A 17,017-nucleotide genomic window follows, 5' to 3' on the forward strand; every position below is an offset into this window, starting at 1 on the left:
GCATTCCGTAGCGGTTCTCGGGACGGCGCCCCGGCGCTTGACCGATGTCAACGAACGGAACCGGACGCGCAGAGCGAGGGGAAGGGATGGCCCAACTGAGGGCCCAGGCGCGGCGAGGGCGAGGGAACTGCCCGGTGTCGCCTGCGCCGCCTTCCACCTTCGCGGGCATGGCCCCGCCCATCGGAGTCATCCATGACCATTCGCCAGATCGTCCTCGCGGCGCTGACGGCCTCCCTGTCCGCCGGCGCATCCGCCGCTTCCGACGCGGAGCCGGGGACGCGGGCCCGGGAGAAGTGCCACGACCTGGTCAAGGCAGGCCAGCACGACTGCGCCGGCCCGTCGGCACGGGACCGGGTGCCCGACGAATGGGCCTACGTCGTCCAGGAGGCTTCGTGAGGCGCGGCGCGGCCTTGTGGCCGGTCGCCGTCGGGATCGGCTGGCGCCAGCCCCACTACCGCGAGGTGTTGGGGCGAGGCACCCCGGACCTGGATTTCCTGGAAGTCCACACCGAGAACTTCCTGGCGCCCGGCGGCGCCAGCCGGCAACTGCTGCTGGACGCCGCCCGGCGATTCCCGATCAGCCTGCACGGCACCGGACTGGGCCTGGGCTCGGCGGCCGGCGTCGACACCCGGCACCTCCAGCGCGTGCGTGCGCTGGTGGACGCGGTCAAGCCGGCGGTGGTATCGGAACACGCCGGATTCGCCCGTGCGCGGCATCGCCTCACGACCGTCCACGCGCACGAGCAACTGCCCATCCCGTTCAGCGAGCGCGGCCTGTCGCTGCTGGCGTCGCACGTGGACGCCGTGCAGCAGGGCCTCGGCCGCCAGATCCTGATCGAGAACCTCAGCGCCTACCTGGCCTGGGAGGAGGATGCGATCCACGAGGCCGACTTCTTCAACGCCCTCGCCGGGCGGACCGGCTGCGGTCTGCTGCTCGACCTGAACAGCCTGTTCGTCAACGCGCTCAATCGCGGCCTGGACGACGAATCGGCCTTGAAGGAGAGCCTCGCCTGGCTGGACGCCGTGAACCCGGCCGTCGTGGGGCAGTACCACCTGTCGGGCCATTCCAGGATGGCAGGGATGGTGGTCGCCGACCATGGCGGCACAGTCGGCGAGCCGGTGTGGTCGCTGTATCGCCACGCGCTGGCGCACATCGGCGCGCGACCGACCCTGATCGAATGGGACCACGCGCTGCCGCCGCTCGCGACGCTGTGCGGCGAGGTGGCCCGCGCCCGCACGGAGCAGGCCGCGTTCGACCGGGAGCAGATCGCACCGCCGCCGCCGCGACCATCGTCGCGCGGGGAGCGCTTGCAGCCGGAGGGGCAGGTCGCGGCACGGGAACGGCGGCGGACGGCGCCGACGCGCGAGATCGAGTCATCCGCCGCCGATCAAGACCTCGCGGTCCTGCAGTCCGGGCTGATGGCCGCGCTGCTGACCGCGCCGGGTGCGTCGGTCCCGTCCGGCTCGTCGAATTCGTCAGGCTCGGCCGGTTCGTCCGGTTCGTCCGGTCCATCCGTCGCGGACACCACGCCGCCGGCGCCGGTCGGCCTGCGTGCGCCCGCGGGCATCGTCGGCGGGCTGCCGCGGGCCTTGCGCGCCTACCAGGCGCACGTGAGCGCCCAGGCGGACCGCGCGCTGGCGGCGGTTTATCCGCGCTTGCGCGATCGCGTGGAGGCGGACCAGCCCGGCAGCTTCGCGTCGCTGGCCTGGGCCTGCTGGCGCCGCCATCCGCCCGTCGACGGCGACCTGGGCGAATGGGGCGAGGCCCTGATCGGCCTGCTCACGGGCGCGGAGGCGCAAGGCCTGCCCCCGCTCTGGACCGCGCTGGCCCGGATCGAATGGGAGCTGCACCGGGTGGCGCGCCTGGCCGATCCGCAGCCCGACCTGAACTCGCTGGCGCTGCTCGGCCGGCTGCCGGCCGGCGCGGTGCGGCTGGTCCTGGCGGACCATGTCGCGCTGCATGGGGGAGGGGCGCCCGGTCCGCAGGCTTTGCTCGACCTGGCGAACGAGTCCTTCGGCGACGGTCCGCGCGCCGCGCTGATGGTGTGGCGCGACGGCTGGGGTGCTCAGTCGATGGCGCTCGACGGCGTGACCGTGCGCTGGCTGGAATCGCTGCGTGCCGGGCTCGACCTGGAGCGCGCGCTCCTGGCCGCCGGCTCCGGCTTCGATTTCAGCGCGTGGTTGTCGGCGGCGGTCTCGCGCGGCTGGCTGGCGCGCGTCGAGACCGTCCAGAACGTCCAGAACGTCGAGAAGGCCGTCACTCCCTGGGGCGGAAGGTGATGATCATCACCTTGGGCACGGTGCCGTCGGTGTCCGCGGGGAAGCTTTCGGTCTTGTCCAGGGCCCGCAGCACGGCGCTGTCGAAGTCCGGCAGGCCGCTGGACTTGACGATCTTGCGTCCGATGATGGAGCCGCCAGGACCCGTGCGCACCTCGACTTCCGCTTCCGGATTCGAATCGCCGCCCGGATCGTTGTAGATGATGTTCGGACGCACGCGGGCCTTGATCCGGCCGGCGTAGTTCGCCGACGGCCCCGAGCTCCTCGCGGCCGTGCCGGTCGCGCCCGGCGCGCCGGTGCCGCCCGCCATGCCCTGGATGCGGCGCAGGTTCTCCTGGCGCTGTGCCTCGGCCTTGGCTTCGGACTCCTTGCGGGCCTTCTCGGCTTTCGCCTTGTCGGCGGCCTTGTCCTTGGCCTCGTCCTTCTTCGCCTGCTCTTCCTTGGCCTTGCGGTCGCGTTCCTTCTGGTCCGCCTCGTCCTTCTTGCGCTGCTCCTGCTTGCGCTTGTCCTCGGCCTCGCGCTGCTCCTGCTCTTCCTTCTGCTTGCGCTCCTTGGCCTTGGCGATCGCGATGTCGGCGTCGCGCTGGGCCTGGACTTCCTGCGGGGTCGGCTGTTGCGGCTTCGGGGGCTCGGGCTGCGGCTTGGGCGGTTCGGGCTGCTGCTCCGTCGGCAGCTGTTCCTTGGGCGCGGCGGCCTGCGGGATGGCGGACCACAGCTCCGCGTCCATCGCCGGCACCGGCGCCGAGCGCCAGTTGACGCCGAAGCTCAGCGCCGCCACCAGCAGCACGTGCGCGACGATCGCGAAACTGAAGCCGCGCCCCAGCCCGGGCGCGGGCGGCGGCCGCAGGGGATCGCGGTCCGGGTGGAATCGGGAGACCATGGTGCTCATCGCTGCGGATCGCTTCCCGGTCTCAACGATCGGCGGGGGCGCCGTTCTTCACGGACAGGCCCACGCGCTGGATGCCCGCGCGCTGCAGCACGTCCATCGTCTTGACGACGGCTTCGTACTTCACGTTGCGGTCGGCCGAGATCACGACCGGCGTGGCCGCGTCGCCCTTCTGCGCGTCCTTGACGCGGGCGGCCAGCGCCTTGAGCGGCACCGGCGACGGGTCCTGGTCGCCGTCGAGCTTGATCTTGAGCTGCTCGTCGGTGCCCACGATCACCTGGATCACGTGCTGCGGCTGCGTGCGGCTGGAGCCGACGCTGGGCAGGTCGACGACGCCGGTGGTGATGAGGGGCGCGCTGACCATGAAGATGATCAGCAGCACGAGCATGACGTCGATGAACGGGACCATGTTGATCTCGTTCATCGTGCGGCGGCGCGAGCCGCTGCGGGAGGACATTCCGGGCATGACCGACGCTCCGGATCAGCGCTGCGCGGCCGGCGCGGGCTGGCCGGCATTGCGCTGCAGGATGTTGGAGAACTCCTCGATGAAGGTCTCCAGCGTGATGGCGTTGCGGTCGATCTGGCGCGCGAAGCGGTTGTAGGCCAGCACGGCGGGGATCGCGGCGAACAGGCCGATCGCCGTGGCCACCAGCGCTTCGGCGATGCCGGGCGCGACGGTGGCCAGCGTGACCTGGGTCAGGTTGGACAGGCCGACGAAGGCGTGCATGATCCCCCAGATGGTGCCGAACAGGCCCACGTACGGGGAGACCGAGCCCACCGACGCCAGGAAGGACAGGTGCGATTCCATCGCGTCGAGCTCGCGCTGGAAGCTGGCGCGCATCGCGCGGCGGGCGCCGTCCAGCAGTTGGCCGCCGTCGACCACGCGCTTCTCGCGCAGCTTCAGGAACTCGCGCATGCCGGACGCGAAGATGCGCTCCAGCGGCGCGCCGTCCTGGCGGTTGGAGACGCTGTTGTAGAGGTCGTTGAGGTTCTTGCCGGACCAGAACTCCTGCTCGAAGCCCTCGTTGCGCGAGCGGATGCGGCCCAGCGAGATGAGCTTGCTGAAGATCACGCTCCAGCTGGCCAGCGACACCAGCAGCAGCGCGGCGATCACCAGCTGCACCGTGAGGCTGGCGTGGGCGATCAGGGAAACGATGGAGAGGTCTTGGTTCATGAGGTCGACGGGCGGTGGTCGGGGATCAAGGACGGATCAACAACGGATCAACGGTGGACCCGGCCTGGGATCCATCCTGGAATTGTGACAAGTCTGGCGGGGTCCTTGGCAAACGACGGACCAGCCACATGCAAAGAAGCGTGTCAGGGGCGGGGGCAGGGCGGAGGGCGGCGTCAGAGGTCGGCAGGCGACACCGCCCCCGAAGCGCCTGGGGTGCCCGGGGCAGGCTGCAGCGCTTGCAGGATGCGTGCCGGGATGCGGGCGGGTTTCAGGCTGATCGCGTCGACGCAGCCGATGCGGATGCGGCCCTGGGTCAGCAGCTGTTCGCCGCGCCAGACCTGCTGGTCGATCACGAGGCTGGCGCGACCGACCTCGGCCGGCACGACGCTGACGCGCAGCCAGTCGTCCAGCCGCGCCGGCGCCAGGTAGCGCAGGGCGGTGTCGCTGACGACGAACATCAGGCCTTCCTCGCGGCGCATCGTTTCCTGCTCGAAGCCCAGGCCGCGCAGCCACTCGGTGCGGGCGCGTTCCATGAACTTCAGGTAGTTGGCGTAGAAGACGACGCCGCCGGCGTCGGTGTCTTCCCAGTAGATGCGCAGCTCGTGATGATGGACGGCCAGCGCAGGCGAGGCGCCGGAGACGGCGAGCGGTCCGCCGAGCAGGGCGGGGACGGTGGCGGCGGCGCCGTCGGCGCGGGGATCCGAATCGGGATGGTCAGGGGAACCGGAACTCATGCCGGGATGATAGGGCGTTTGCCGGGCTCACCCGGTCCGGGAAGCCGCAGGCGCGGTTCGGTGCTCGCGATACCCATTCCGGGTGGGGGGCTGGCACGCCGCGTGCTCTGTGGGCTCGTGTTCATCACGTGATGTGCCATGCACCCATTTGATCTCGATTACATCGGTCAACTTGCCACCGCGGCGGTCACGCCCAAGGGCCGGCAGGCGTCCCAGGCGTCCCGGCTGGCCTCCCGGCGCATCGAGGCGATGCGAGCGTCCGACGACCCGCATCAGCGGGTGCTGGGCGCGGGCGGCATTGCCGGTCTCGGTCAGCCCGCCGATCTGGCGAAGACGGGTCGCATCCGGAAGCCGACCAACCTGTAGCGGACGACACCGCGGCGGCTTCGGGCCGTCCTCGGGCCGCCGTCAGACCGGGTTCAGACCGGGTTCAGGCCGGCTTCAGGCTTTGGCTTTCAGCTGATCGAGGCGGGCGCTCACGCGGTCGAGCGCCTCGCGTAGGTCGTCCATGCTGCTCGCGAAGGACAGGCGCAGGAAGCGTTCGCCGAAGGCCGGGCCGAAATCGCGACCGGGCGTGAGCGCGACCTGCGCGTGTTCCATCAGGTCCATGCACAGGTCCCAGCTGGAGAGCCCGGTGCCGGAGGCGTCGGCCCAGGCGTAGAACGCGCCGTCGGGCACGACGGGCACCGGCAGGCCCATGGCCTCGAGCGCGGGCACGACGAAGTCGCGACGGCGGCGCAGTTCCTCGCGGCGGCGTTCGTACTCGGTGATGGACGCGGGTTCGAAGCAGGCCAGCGCGGCGTGTTGCGCGATCGTCGACGGGCAGATGTAGAGGTTCTGCGCCAGCTTCTCGACCGCGCCCACCATCGCCGGCGGCAGCACCAGCCAGCCGAGCCGCCAGCCGGTCATGCCGAAGTACTTGGAGAAGCTGTTGATCGACACGACGTCGTCGCCCAGCGTCAGCGCGCTGCGGGCGTAGCGGTCGTCGTAGCCCAGCGGCTGGTAGATCTCGTCCACGATGGTGACGCCGCCGCGCTCACGCACGAAGGCGTGGATGCCGGCGAGCTCCTGCTGCGGAATCGACGTGCCGGTCGGGTTGCTCGGCGAGGCCAGCAGCACGCCGCGGCTGCGCTCGTTCCAGTGCGCGCGCAGCCGGTCGAGGCTGAGTTGGAAACGCTCTTCGGCGGTCGACGGGACCAGCACCGGCGTGGCGTCGACGGCAGCGACGAAATGCCGGTTGCAGGGGTAGCTGGGATCCGGCATCAGGACCTCGTCGCCGTTCTGGAACAGCGCGAGGCAGGCCAGCTGCAAGGCGGCGGACGCGCCCGCGGTGACGACGATGCGATCGGGATCGAGGGTCAGGTGTTGCGTCTGGCCGTACCAGTCGGCGATGCGCTGGCGCAGCGCGCGCAGGCCGTTGGACTGCGTGTAGGGAATGCGGCCCTCGGCGGTGAAGCGCGCGGCGGCTTCACGGACGGCGGGGCCGGCGCCGAAGTCGGGTTCGCCGACGTTCAGGTAGATCATGCGCCGGCCGCCCTGCGCCGGATCGCAGACGGCGGTGCGGGCGATCTCGTCGGCCCGCTTGGCGCATTCCATGACGTAGAACGGGGCGATGCGCGCTACTCGGTCGGACAGTTTCATGGTCGGAATGATAGGAGGTTTGCGAGCGGCTCCCGTAGCGGCCCCGATGCATCCTGGGAGCGTCCTGGGAACGACCCGCGAGCGTTCTTGAGGCGGCACTGAGGCGCCGTTGAGGGGATCTTGAAGCTTCGTTGAAGCGGCGTTGAAGCGCTGTTGACGACCCGTTGAAGTGGCTGACAAGCCGATACCGATGGGGCGGAAGAGCTGTCAACGATCGCCTTCCGGGCCTCGTTGGCAAGGGCATCGCAGTCAATCCCTTCAAGCCCATGAGCCACTCGTTCCGTCTTGCCGCGCCGGCCGCGGCTGTCCTCGCGGTGCTCCTCGCCGGATGCGCCGCGCCCACGCACACCAGCGTCCATGCCGATGCGTCCTACCGCGCGCCGCCGACCTGGGCGCCCCTGCCGCCGCCGCCGCCGCCGGCGCCTGTCGTCAGCGTGTATGTCGAGCCCCCGCTGGTGCAGCCGGAGCCCGTGTTCATCGACGTCGCGCCGCCGCCCATGCTGGTCGAGGTGCCGCCGCCGCAACCGTATCCGGGCGCGGTCTGGACCGGCGGATATTGGGGCTGGCAGGGCCGCTGGGTGTGGTGTGTCGGGCGGTGGTCGTCGCCGCCGCGCGCCGACTACGTCTGGGTCCAGCCGTACTACGAGCATCGCGACGGCGCGGTCGTGTTCGTCTCCGGCTACTGGGCGGCGCGTGGCGTGGGATTCGTCCCGCCGCCGCCGGGGCTGCATCTCTCGGTCCAGATCGCCATCGGCGGCGGTGCCCGTCCGGTGGGACCGATGGGCGTGTTCGTCCCGCCGCCGCCGGGATCGCGCGCGGGGCTGATCGTCCCGGCTCCGGTCGGGACGCCGCCCGCCGTGGTGGTCAGCGCGCCCCCGGTGACCAACGTCGGCATGCGCATCCAGCACAACAACAATAACAACAACACGCAGATCAACCGCACGGTCGTCAACAACTCGGTGGTCAACAACAACACGACGGTGAACAACGTCCGCAACGAGACGACCATCACCAACGTGACCATCGTGGCACCGCCCAACGCGACGGCGAACGGCAGAGCCTTCCAGGGCGACGTGCCTGCCGCCGCGCATCTGGCGGCGGCCCTCCCGGCGGTCGTGCACGCGCCCGCGCCCGGGCTGCAACAGCCGCCCCAGCCGACGACGCCGCATCAACAGCAAGCGCAACAGCAAGCGCAACAGCAGCAAACGCAGCGCGAGCAGGACGTCCATCGCGAACGTGAAGCCGCTCATGCCCATGACGCGGCACGCGAACGCGAGCTCGCGCGGCAGCACGAGCTCGCGACGCAGGCGCCCCGTCCCGCGGCGAGCACGCCACCGCCACGTCAACCCTCGTCGGCCGATGATCGCCGTGAGGGCGACCGGGCCGGCGAGCACGACAAGCAACGCGTGAAGGACAAGGCGAAGCAGCGGGAGATTGAGAAGGAAAAGGAAAGGGAAAAGGAGAGGGAGAAGGAACGCGAGCGCTGAGCGTCCAGCCTTTCGGTTCCACGGGCTCCGGAATTGGTGCGGCGCCGCCGACGACAATGGCGGCGTGTCCCTGACGGACCCGTCGAATGAACGGCTCGCCCCTGCTCCTGCTGTGTCTCCCGCTGCTGACCGCCGGCGTCGTCGTCCTGTTGTGGCGGCTGCGGCTTGAGCGGTCGCTGCGGACCCGCGCACGCACCCGCGAGGAACGCGTGACGCGCGTGCTCACCAGTGTCCTGCGCGCCAACCGCATGGTGCAGCGCATCGACGACGAGCGCGAACTGCTGCAGGAGGCCTGCCGGATCTGCGTCGACGCGGGCTACGCCATCCTGGCGACGGTCTATCTGAAGGACGGCGACCTGGCCCGCCGGATCGCGTTCGCCGGACCGGCGACCGAGGTGCTGGCCAACGTGCCGGATCCTCTCGACCTGCGGGAGACGGAGATCCAGAACAGCTACACCGGCCGCGTGTTCCGCGGCGGCGTGAGCGCCGTCAGCAACGACTACGTCCTCGACGCCCAGGCGGGCCGATGGCGTGCGGAAGCCGTGGACAAGGGCATCCGCGCCATCGCGTGGATTCCCGTGCGTCGCGGCGACGAGGTTGCGGGCGTGCTCATGCTGTGCGCCCGCGAGGCCGGCTTCTTCGACGCCGAACTGATGGCGCTGCTGGAAGAGCTGGGCGCGGACCTGTCCTTCGCGATGGACATCGTCGAGACGCGGCGCGCGCGGGAGCGCGACTACCGCGAGATCGCCGCCGGCAGGGACCGCTTCGAGCGCTTGTTCCAGGCCGCCCCCGTGCCCATGGCCATCGTGGCGGTCAAGGACAGGCGCATCGTCATGGTCAACCAGGCGCTGTGCCAGCGGTACGGCAAGTCCGAGGGCGAGATCCTCGGCACCTCGACGGCCTCGCACGCCTACGGCGTGCTGCCGGAAGACAGGGATCGGTTCTATCGCGTCCTGGCGACGCAGGGTCGCGTCCGCGACCTGCGACTGCGCCTGCGCACCGACAGCGGCGAAGCCGTCCCGGTCATCCTGAGCGCCGAACCCATCGAGCATCTGGGCGAGGCCTGCTGTCTCATCACCAGCCTGGAGCTCCAGCCGACCGGCCCCGGGGAGCCGTGACGCCGGGCGGCCTCGCCGTGACGCTGCCGCTCAGCGCACGAAGCGGTTGCCTTCGCCCACGATGGAGAGGTCCGCGAAGTCCAGGCCGGAGTGGTCGGTCGGGCTGTAGCTGATCTCCAGCCCGCCGATGTTGACCTTCTGCATGTTCTCCAGCGTGTCTCGCAGCTTCTGGCGCGTCGGGTGCGGGCCGGCGCGGCGCAGCGCCTCCACCAGCACCTTCGCGCCGGCGAAGCCTTCGATCATGGCCGGCGTGATGTCGCCCAGGCCCTGGGCGGACGCCAGGCCTTGCGCCTCGGTCACGATGGCGGCGTTGCGCGAGCGCTCGTAGGGGAAGACCTGGCCGACAATGATGCCGCGCGCGTTCTTGCCCAGCGAGGCGACGAAGCCCGACGAGGCGTTGTTGGACAAGGTCACGATCTGCACGCGCGAGCCGCTGTCTCGCAGCGCGGCCACGCCGTCGACGACCGCCTGGCCCGAGCCCAGGAAGATCACCGCCTGTGCCGAGCTCGACTGCGTCTTGGCCACGGACGCCTTGAAGTCCGGATGGGCGCGGTCGAACTTCTCCAGGAAGGCCGCCGTCTTGCCGACCGCGGCGAAGCCCGCCATCACGCCGACCACCGCGTCCGCGCCGAAGGAATCGTCGACCTGGACCACGCCGATCTTCTCGATGCCGATCAGGCTCAGGTGCTTGACCGCGCGTTCCGCTTCGCGCTGGTAGGTCGCGCGCACGTTGAAGAGCCACGGATGCACCGGCTTGTGCAGCGCCATCGCGCCGGTGGAGGGCGCGATCAGGGGCACGCGGTGCTCGGTGAGCAGCGGCATGATGGCCTGGTTGTGCGGCGTGCCGCGCGTGAGGAACAGCGCCAGCACGTTGTCGTTGACGATCAGCGTCTTCGCGTTCTCCGCCGCCAGCTTCGGATCGAACTTGTCGTCCAGCGAGATCAGCTTGATCTTTTCGCCGTGCACGCCGCCGGCCTTGTTCACCGAGTCGAGGTAGAGCTTGGCGCCGTCGGTCGTTTCCTTGACGCTGGCCGCGACCGAGCCGGTGAAGCCGGAGGTCTGGCCGATGAGCACTTCGGCGTGCGCGGTCGTCGGGGTCATCGCCGCGGTCATCGTGGCGGTCATCGTGGCGCAGAGGAGGGAGAGCGTCAGCCCACAGAGAGTTCTCACGTGCGTTCCTGGCAGAAAGTTGAGGGCCGCCATGATCGGGCGAATGGCGACCGTGATCGTGGTCATCGCGCCACGCCGGTGCACTTGGGCGAACACCGGCGCGAAACGTTGTGTCGAGGTGCGAAGCGCCGCATCCAGGTGCTTCAACGAGCGGAATGTACGGCGATGCGGGAATACCGATTGCAGGGGCTTCCCGCATTTGGGCGCAGGAGTTGCATTGAGTTACCCCGACATCGGATCGCACGGCGTCATCGGCAATCTGCGCACGACGGCGCTGGTGTGCACGGACGGCACGATCGACTTCTTCTGCTTCCCGCGCTTCGACTCGCCGAGCGTGTTCCTCTCGCTGCTGGATGAGCGGCGCGGCGGGCGTTTCAGCATCGGGCCCGTGGACGGCGCCGGGATGCACACGCGGCAGATGTACCTGCCCGACACCAACGTGCTGCTGACCCGTCACATGTCGGCGGAGGGCCTGGTCGAGGTCATCGATTACATGCCGGTTCGACAAAATGGTCCGCAGAGCGCCCTGGTGCGTCGGGTGCGTTGTATTCGCGGTGCGCAGCGCTTCGAGATGCGCTGCGAGCCGAAGTTCGATTACGGCCGCGCCGAATGCGAGGCCGAGGTCGGCGACGACGGCCTGCAGGCGTCGTTCACGATGGGGGCGTCGCCGGGTCCGATGCAACTGCGCAGCACGGTGCCGCTGCAGGTCGATCGCGACGAGGTCGGCGCGGTGGTCGCCACGATGGACCTGACGGCGGGCGACGAGGTCGGCTTCGTCTTCGAATGCGTGATCGAGCGGCCGACCGACGATGAGGATCTCCATGACTTCCTGGAGGCCTCGTTCACCGAGACGGTGGGGTACTGGCAGGCCTGGAGCGAGCGCTCGTCCTACCGCGGCCGATGGCGCGAGATCGTGCTGCGCTCCGCGCTGATCCTGAAGCTGCTGAGTTCTGCCGAACACGGCGCGATCATCGGCGCGGCGACCTTCGGTCTGCCCGAGCACGTCGGCGGCGTGCGCAACTGGGACTACCGCTACTGCTGGATCCGCGATGCGGCGTTCACCGTGCATGCGCTGCTGCGGCTGGGGTATACCGAAGAGGCGGACCGCTTCATCGCCTGGGCCAAGGGCCGGGCGGATGAGGACGAGGAGGGCTCGCTGCCTCAAGTGCTCTACGCCGTGGACGGCCGTCGCGTCGGGCAGGAGATGGCGCTCGATCACCTTTCCGGCTACCGCGGCTCGCGCCCGGTGCGTGTGGGAAATGCCGCCGCGAACCAGTTGCAGCTCGACGTCGTGGGCGAGCTGGTCGACGCGATGTACCTGGCCGACCAGCACGGACCCGCGCCGTCCATCGATGTCTGGCGTCGGCTGACGGCGCGCATCGACTGGCTCTGCGAGCACTGGGACCAGCCCGACGACGGCATCTGGGAGATGCGCGGCGAGCGGCGCGATTTCCTCTCGGGCCGGCTGCTGAGCTGGGTGGCGTTGGACCGGGCGCTGCGCATGTCCAGGCGTTATGCGCGCCCGGCGCCGGTGTTGCGCTGGGTCGAGACGCGCGACGCGATCGCGTCGCAGATCATCGACGAGTTCTGGCATTCCGGGAAACAGGCCTTCGTGCAGTACCGCGGCGGTGAGACGCTGGACGCGGTGGTGCTGCTGATGCCGATGGTCCAGTTCATCGGATCGAGCGATCCGCGCTGGCTGTCCACGCTGGACGCCGTGGGCCGGGAACTGAGCGTGGACGGCCTCGTCGCGCGATACACCACGTCGGACGGCGCGGACGCGGACAACCTCGACGGTCTGCATGGGCAGGAGGGCGCGTTCATGGCGTGCTCGTTCTGGTACGTCGAGTGCCTGGCCCGGGCCGGGCGCGTCGACGAGGCGCGGCTGCACTTCGACAAGATGCTCACCTACGCCAACCATCTCGGGCTGTATGCCGAGGAGATCGGGCGCGGCGGCGAGCACCTCGGCAACTTCCCGCAGGCGCTCACCCACCTGGCGTTGATCAGCGCCGCGATCGCGCTGGACGAGGCCATCGACGCACACGCGCCTGGCCGATGAACCACGGAAAGGACCTCATGCCCAACGCGCCAACTCTCGATCAGCCCCTCCTGAATCCATCCATCCTGGATCGACAGGTGGCCCTCGTGACGGGCGCCAGTTCCGGCATCGGCAAGGCCATCGCCGTGGCGATGGCGCAGGCCGGCGCGGCCGTCGTCGTCAACTACCACTCGCAGGCGGAGGCGGCAGAGGCGGTCGTCGAACACATCACCCGATCCGGCGGCCGCGCGATCGCGGTGAAGGCCGATGTCGGATCGGAACCCGACGTCGACCGGTTGTTCAAGCGGGCGCTGGGGGCGTTCGGCCGGGTCGACATCCTCGTGGCCAATTCCGGCATCCAGCGCGACGCACCGATCGGCGAGATGACGCTGGCCCAGTGGAACGAGGTGATCGCCACCAACCTGACCGGGCAGTTCCTCTGCGCCCGAGCGGCGGTCGGGCTGTTCCGCCGGCAGGGGCGGGAGGCGGAGCGCTCACGCGCGCTCGGCAAGATCGTCCACATCAGCTCCGTGCATCAACTCATTCCGTGGGCGGGGCACGCGAACTACGCGGCGTCCAAGGGCGGCATCGACCTGTTCATGCGCAGCCTCGCGCAGGAGGTGGCGCAGGAGGGCATCCGCGTCAACGCCATCGCGCCGGGCGCCATCGCCACGGCGATCAATCGCGCGTCGGTGGAAGACGAGGCGGCCAGGAAGAAGATGCTGTCGCTCATCCCGTACGGGCGCATCGGCGCGCCGGAGGACGTGGCGGCCGCGGCGGTGTGGCTGGCGAGCGATGCCTCCGACTACGTCGTGGGCACGACCCTGTTCATCGACGGCGGGATGAGCCTGTATCCGGAGTTCCGGGACGGGGGTTAAAGGCTGCGCAGCCTGGGCGCAAGCCGCGTGTCCCTGAGGATGTGTTCGAGGTCCTTGAGCGCGGCGGCTGCCGTGCCGTAGGGACTCGATCCGCCGCCCGTGAGCGTCAGCTCGCCCATCAGGTCGGTGACGACGTGGACCGCCTTCGCGCGTCCGTGGGCTCGCGCGAACGGGTGGTCCGGTCCGCACAGCTCGATGCCGACCGACGCGTCGCACACGCCGGCCGAGCGGTCGACGCGGCCGACCAGGCGCGGCATGACGCCCTGCACCTTCCAGCGACGGACGTCGTCCAGCGTCACGTGGTCGATGCCCTGGCGTTTCATCGCCTGCACGTCGATGACGTCGCCGAAGGCGGCGCTGCACAGGATCGCGATCTTGCACGCCGTGTCCCAGCCGTGCGTGTCCAGCGTCGGATCGGATTCCGCGATGCCCAGGCGTTGGGCTTCGGCGAGCGCGTCGGCGAAGCTGCATTCCCTGTCCATCATCTCGGACAGGATGATGTTGGTCGTGCCGGTCACGATGGCCGAGAGCGACTTCACCTCGCAGCCCGCCAGGTTGTACTGGACGAGGTCGACGGTCGGCATCGCCGAGCCCGCGGCACCGCTGACCTTGAGGGCCAGTCCTTGACGGGACGCCTGCGCATGCAACCCGGGGAAGTCGTGGACGAGCGCCCCCTTGGAGATCGCGATCACGTGCATCCGGCGGCGGAACGCGGTCCGGATGTAGCCGAGCGCCGCGCCGCCGGTGCGGAAGTCGGTGGGGCTCGCTTCGATCAGGAGGTCGGCGGGAACCTGCTCGATGAAGGTGTCGCCGCTCAGGCCGGGTGTATAGCTGGAACGATCCGCCAGCGCCTCGGGCGTCAATCCGTCTTCTTCGATGAGACCGGCTGAAGAGCCGCAGACGCCGACGATGCGGACGTCCAGGTCGAATTGCTGGCGATAACGTTCGGCGCGGACCGAGAGCAGTTCAGCGACCTTGCGGCCGATGCCGCCGAAACCGGTGATCGCGATATTGAGTCGGGACATGAGAAGCAACGTTGAGCGGGTTGAAGGGAGGGGCAGGTGGGAGCGGTGGCGATGTGGGATCAGGTCGACGCGGTCGACCGGCACAGGTCGAACACCACGCCGCGCAGCCATTGATGCGCCGGGTCCTTGTCCTGGCGCGGATGCCACATCTGGGACACGGTGATGGGTTCGGTCGCTACCGGCAGCGGCAGGGAGCGCAGCGACCCGTGGGCCATGTCCGCCCGGAAGAAGGAGGAGGGCACCAGCGCCACGAGGTCCGTTGCGGCCGCGATCGACAGCGCCGCGCGGAAGCTCGGCACGACGACCGCCACGCGGCGCTCCAGGCCCCGCGCGGCGAGCGCCTCGTCCACCGGTCCGGCGCGGCGGCCTCGGCGCGAGGTCACGACGTGGGCGCAGGCCGCATAACGCGCTGCATCGAGTTCACGCTCGTCGAGCAGCGCGTGACCCGCGCGGACCGCGGCGACGAAATGGTCGCGGTAGAGCGCCTGGATCCGGACCTCGGGACCGGACTCGCCGAGCACGCCGATGTCCAGGTCGATCAGGCCTTCGCGCAGCGGGCGCACGTCCTTGTCGGGCTTTGGCGCGAAACGCAGGCAGGCACCCGGCGCCTCCTCGGCCGCGCGGGCGACCAGCGCCGGCGCGAAAGCCTCGATGAAGCCGTCGTTCGCGCGCAGCGTGAAGGTCCGCTGGAGCCGGCGCAGGTCCCAGCCCGCCCCGGCGGGCTGCAGCACGGCGCGCGCGCCCTGGGCCAACTCCCGGACCTGCTCGCGCAGCGCCAGCGCGTGCGGCGTGGGCACCATCGTGCGGCCCGCGCGCACAAGCAGCGGGTCGCCGGTGGCTTCGCGCAGACGGGCCAGCGTGCGGCTCATCGCGGATTCGCTGAGCCGCAGCCGCTCGGCGGCCTTCGCCACGCTGCCTTCGGCGAGCAGCGCATCCAGCGCGGTGAGCAGGTTGAGATCGATGTCGGCCATCGCGGCACGCTAGCACGCGCGCGAGCAGTGCGGATGGCGTCCGGTGCAGGGACTCCCTGCGCCCGGCGCGCTGGTCGCGTCGCCGGGTGGCTCCTATGCTGAACGCATCCCTTTCCGAGCCGTCGTCCCGATGTCCGCCACGCTGCCCGCTTCGTCCGCTTCCGAGTCTGATCCCGACGGCGTCCCGCTGCCGCGCCGGCATGCCGCGGTCGCTGCACTGCTCGGCGCGATCGCGCTGGTCGTGCTGGACGGCGCGATCGCCAACGTCGCGCTGCCCAACATCGCGCAGACCTTGAACAGCTCGCCCGCCGATGCGATCTGGGTCGCGACGGCGTATCAACTGGCGGTGGTGATGTTCCTGCTGCCGGCGTCGGCGCTCGGCGAACGGCTCGGCTATCGACGCGTTTTCGTCGCGGGCGTCTCGCTGTTCACCGCGGCGTCGGCGCTGTGTGCGCTGGCGCCCTCGCTGGGGTGGCTGGTGGCGGGGCGTTGCCTGCAGGGTCTGGGCAGCGCGGCGGTGATGCCGCTCGGTCTGGCGCTGCTGCGTTTCACCTATCCGAAGCGGTTGCTCGGTCAGGCCATCGCGTACAACGCACTGGCCGTCGCAGGGGCGTCGGCCGCCGGGCCCGCCATCGGCGCGGCCATCTTGTCGGTGGCCGGCTGGCCGTGGCTGTTCGCGGTGAACCTGCCGGTCGGGCTGCTCGTGTTGATCGCCGCCCGCGGGTTGCCCGACACGCCCGGTACACGCCGGCCGCTGGACGTCGTGAGCGTTGCGCTCAACGCGGGCATGTTCGCGGCCTTCGTGCTTGGCGGCGATCAGGTGCTGGCCAGGCCGATGGAGGGCGGCGCGCTGCTGATTGCGGCCATCGTCTGCGGCGCGCTGCTGGTCCGCCGCGAGCTGCCGCGCGCGGCGCCGCTGATTCCGCTGGACCTGCTGCGCTCGCCGTCGTTCCGGATGTCGATCATCGCGTCGGTGTGCTGCTTCACCGGGCAGATGGCCAGCTACGTGGCGCTGCCGTTCTACATGCACCACGTGCTGGGACTGAGCGTGCTCGCGACCGGCCTGCTGATGACGCCGTGGCCGCTGGCGGTGATGCTGGCCGCACCGCTGTCCGGCCGCACCGCTGTCCGGCCGCATGGCCGACCGTCTGCCGACGGCCTGGCTCTGCGCGGCGGGGGCGGGCTGTCTGGCCGCGGGACTCGCGCTCTGCGCGGCGTGGCCGGTGCAGGCGGATCCGCGACCGCCGTTGATCGTCTTCACCGCGCTGGCGGGCTTGGGATTCGGCTTCTTCCAGACGCCCAACAACCGCAACATGCTGCTGTCCGCGCCCAAGGAGCGCAGCGGCGCGGCAGGCGGCGCGCAAGGCGTGGCGCGCCTCACCGGTCAGACGCTGGGCAGCCTGCTGATGGGGCTGCTGTTCACGTGGCTGCCCGCGTCACGGGCGTCGCATGCAGGGCTGGCGATGGCTGCGGGATTCGCGTTGGTCGCGGGATTGGTGAGCGTGTGGCGAGGGCGCGCGAGTTGAGCGGAGGTGCGCCGTTTCTTTGACGGATTCGATGTCGTTGCAGGGCTGCGTCAATGTCCCGGGATCGTGGCAGGCGGAAACTAATCGCCTCTC

Annotated in this window: 16 protein-coding genes; 8 read left to right on the top strand and 8 right to left on the bottom strand. The window is 70.2% G+C overall.

The window, feature by feature from the left end:
• Positions 1-192 precede the first annotated feature (192 nt).
• Positions 193-396 carry a hypothetical protein gene (locus tag ACQZ13_RS13530; protein WP_431052691.1) on the top strand — a complete coding sequence of 68 codons (204 nt, stop codon included), beginning with the start codon at positions 193-195 and terminating at the stop codon, positions 394-396.
• Positions 393-2,279: a multinuclear nonheme iron-dependent oxidase gene (locus ACQZ13_RS13535; protein WP_431052693.1), complete on the top strand. Its 1,887-nt coding sequence runs from the start codon at positions 393-395 to the stop codon at positions 2,277-2,279. The genes ACQZ13_RS13530 and ACQZ13_RS13535 overlap by 4 nt, the downstream gene beginning before the upstream one ends.
• Here the strand turns inward: ACQZ13_RS13535 and tolA are convergent.
• The 4 genes from tolA to ybgC all read right to left on the bottom strand — a co-directional run bounded on the left by tolA (position 2,257) and on the right by ybgC (position 5,070).
• Positions 2,257-3,165 carry a cell envelope integrity protein TolA gene (tolA, locus tag ACQZ13_RS13540; RefSeq protein ID WP_431052695.1) on the bottom strand — a complete coding sequence of 303 codons (909 nt, stop codon included), beginning with the start codon at positions 3,163-3,165 and terminating at the stop codon, positions 2,257-2,259. The genes ACQZ13_RS13535 and tolA overlap by 23 nt on opposite strands.
• Before the next feature lie 22 nt (positions 3,166-3,187).
• Positions 3,188-3,628: a protein TolR gene (tolR, locus tag ACQZ13_RS13545; protein WP_088406917.1), complete on the bottom strand. Its 441-nt coding sequence runs from the start codon at positions 3,626-3,628 to the stop codon at positions 3,188-3,190.
• A gap of 15 nt (positions 3,629-3,643) precedes the next feature.
• On the bottom strand, positions 3,644-4,336 hold the full coding sequence (gene tolQ, locus ACQZ13_RS13550) for a protein TolQ (RefSeq protein ID WP_431052698.1): 693 nt from the start codon (positions 4,334-4,336) through the stop codon (positions 3,644-3,646).
• Positions 4,337-4,509: 173 nt separating this feature from the next.
• Complete coding sequence (ybgC, locus tag ACQZ13_RS13555) at positions 4,510-5,070, bottom strand: tol-pal system-associated acyl-CoA thioesterase (protein WP_431052700.1); 561 nt, start codon at positions 5,068-5,070, stop codon at positions 4,510-4,512.
• Positions 5,071-5,208: 138 nt separating this feature from the next.
• On the opposite strand from ybgC, the gene ACQZ13_RS13560 reads away from it, so the two are divergent.
• Positions 5,209-5,436, top strand: coding sequence for a hypothetical protein (locus tag ACQZ13_RS13560; protein ID WP_431052702.1), 228 nt, complete (start codon positions 5,209-5,211; stop codon positions 5,434-5,436).
• Between the two features lie 75 nt (positions 5,437-5,511).
• Here the strand turns inward: ACQZ13_RS13560 and ACQZ13_RS13565 are convergent, their stop codons facing one another.
• Positions 5,512-6,711, bottom strand: coding sequence for a pyridoxal phosphate-dependent aminotransferase (locus ACQZ13_RS13565; protein ID WP_431052704.1), 1,200 nt, complete (start codon positions 6,709-6,711; stop codon positions 5,512-5,514).
• A 266-nt stretch (positions 6,712-6,977) separates the two neighbouring features.
• On the opposite strand from ACQZ13_RS13565, the gene ACQZ13_RS13570 reads away from it, so the two are divergent.
• Entirely contained in the window at positions 6,978-8,198 is a 1,221-nt protein-coding gene (locus ACQZ13_RS13570; protein ID WP_431052706.1) for a hypothetical protein, read from the top strand.
• Between the two features lie 86 nt (positions 8,199-8,284).
• The gene (locus ACQZ13_RS13575) at positions 8,285-9,316 is read left to right on the top strand and encodes a GAF domain-containing protein (protein WP_431052708.1); all 1,032 of its coding nucleotides are present in this window, start codon (positions 8,285-8,287) and stop codon (positions 9,314-9,316) included.
• 30 nt (positions 9,317-9,346) lie between these two features.
• On the opposite strand, the gene ACQZ13_RS13580 is transcribed toward ACQZ13_RS13575, so the two are convergent.
• Positions 9,347-10,441, bottom strand: coding sequence for an ABC transporter substrate-binding protein (locus ACQZ13_RS13580; protein WP_431053234.1), 1,095 nt, complete (start codon positions 10,439-10,441; stop codon positions 9,347-9,349).
• Between the two features lie 262 nt (positions 10,442-10,703).
• Here ACQZ13_RS13580 and ACQZ13_RS13585 point away from each other — a divergent pair, with 262 nt between their 5' ends.
• Positions 10,704-12,545 carry a glycoside hydrolase family 15 protein gene (locus tag ACQZ13_RS13585; RefSeq protein WP_431052710.1) on the top strand — a complete coding sequence of 614 codons (1,842 nt, stop codon included), beginning with the start codon at positions 10,704-10,706 and terminating at the stop codon, positions 12,543-12,545.
• A gap of 17 nt (positions 12,546-12,562) precedes the next feature.
• Positions 12,563-13,402, top strand: a complete 840-nt coding sequence (locus ACQZ13_RS13590; RefSeq protein WP_431053236.1) for a glucose 1-dehydrogenase — start codon at positions 12,563-12,565, stop codon at positions 13,400-13,402.
• Here the strand turns inward: ACQZ13_RS13590 and ACQZ13_RS13595 are convergent.
• Entirely contained in the window at positions 13,399-14,427 is a 1,029-nt protein-coding gene (locus ACQZ13_RS13595) for a homoserine dehydrogenase (protein WP_431052712.1), read from the bottom strand. The two genes, ACQZ13_RS13590 and ACQZ13_RS13595, sit on opposite strands and share 4 nt — an antisense overlap.
• 59 nt (positions 14,428-14,486) lie before the next feature.
• Entirely contained in the window at positions 14,487-15,398 is a 912-nt protein-coding gene (locus tag ACQZ13_RS13600; protein ID WP_431052714.1) for a LysR family transcriptional regulator, read from the bottom strand.
• A 130-nt stretch (positions 15,399-15,528) separates the two neighbouring features.
• On the opposite strand from ACQZ13_RS13600, the gene ACQZ13_RS13605 reads away from it, so the two are divergent.
• A complete protein-coding gene (locus ACQZ13_RS13605) occupies positions 15,529-16,947 on the top strand; it encodes an MFS transporter (RefSeq protein ID WP_431052716.1) in 1,419 nt (472 codons plus the stop codon).
• Positions 16,948-17,017: the final 70 nt, after the last annotated feature.

The sequence above is a fragment of the Roseateles sp. L2-2 genome, assembly GCF_050613215.1.
Classification (GTDB): domain Bacteria; phylum Pseudomonadota; class Gammaproteobacteria; order Burkholderiales; family Burkholderiaceae_C; genus Roseateles; species Roseateles noduli.

Excerpts from the sequence above, each read along its gene's own strand:
- ACQZ13_RS13570 (WP_431052706.1), top strand. The coding sequence starts at position 6,978 with ATGAGCCACTCGTTCCGTCTTGCCGCGCCGGCCGCGGCTGTCCTCGCG.
- ACQZ13_RS13600 (WP_431052714.1), bottom strand. The coding sequence starts at position 15,398 with ATGGCCGACATCGATCTCAACCTGCTCACCGCGCTGGATGCGCTGCTC.
- tolQ (WP_431052698.1), bottom strand. The coding sequence starts at position 4,336 with ATGAACCAAGACCTCTCCATCGTTTCCCTGATCGCCCACGCCAGCCTC.
- ybgC (WP_431052700.1), bottom strand. The coding sequence starts at position 5,070 with ATGAGTTCCGGTTCCCCTGACCATCCCGATTCGGATCCCCGCGCCGAC.
- ACQZ13_RS13565 (WP_431052704.1), bottom strand. The coding sequence starts at position 6,711 with ATGAAACTGTCCGACCGAGTAGCGCGCATCGCCCCGTTCTACGTCATG.
- tolA (WP_431052695.1), bottom strand. The coding sequence starts at position 3,165 with ATGAGCACCATGGTCTCCCGATTCCACCCGGACCGCGATCCCCTGCGG.
- tolR (WP_088406917.1), bottom strand. The coding sequence starts at position 3,628 with ATGCCCGGAATGTCCTCCCGCAGCGGCTCGCGCCGCCGCACGATGAAC.
- ACQZ13_RS13580 (WP_431053234.1), bottom strand. The coding sequence starts at position 10,441 with ATGACCGCCACGATGACCGCGGCGATGACCCCGACGACCGCGCACGCC.
- ACQZ13_RS13590 (WP_431053236.1), top strand. The coding sequence starts at position 12,563 with ATGCCCAACGCGCCAACTCTCGATCAGCCCCTCCTGAATCCATCCATC.
- ACQZ13_RS13605 (WP_431052716.1), top strand. The coding sequence starts at position 15,529 with ATGTCCGCCACGCTGCCCGCTTCGTCCGCTTCCGAGTCTGATCCCGAC.
- ACQZ13_RS13595 (WP_431052712.1), bottom strand. The coding sequence starts at position 14,427 with ATGTCCCGACTCAATATCGCGATCACCGGTTTCGGCGGCATCGGCCGC.
- ACQZ13_RS13575 (WP_431052708.1), top strand. The coding sequence starts at position 8,285 with ATGAACGGCTCGCCCCTGCTCCTGCTGTGTCTCCCGCTGCTGACCGCC.
- ACQZ13_RS13560 (WP_431052702.1), top strand. The coding sequence starts at position 5,209 with ATGCACCCATTTGATCTCGATTACATCGGTCAACTTGCCACCGCGGCG.
- ACQZ13_RS13530 (WP_431052691.1), top strand. The coding sequence starts at position 193 with ATGACCATTCGCCAGATCGTCCTCGCGGCGCTGACGGCCTCCCTGTCC.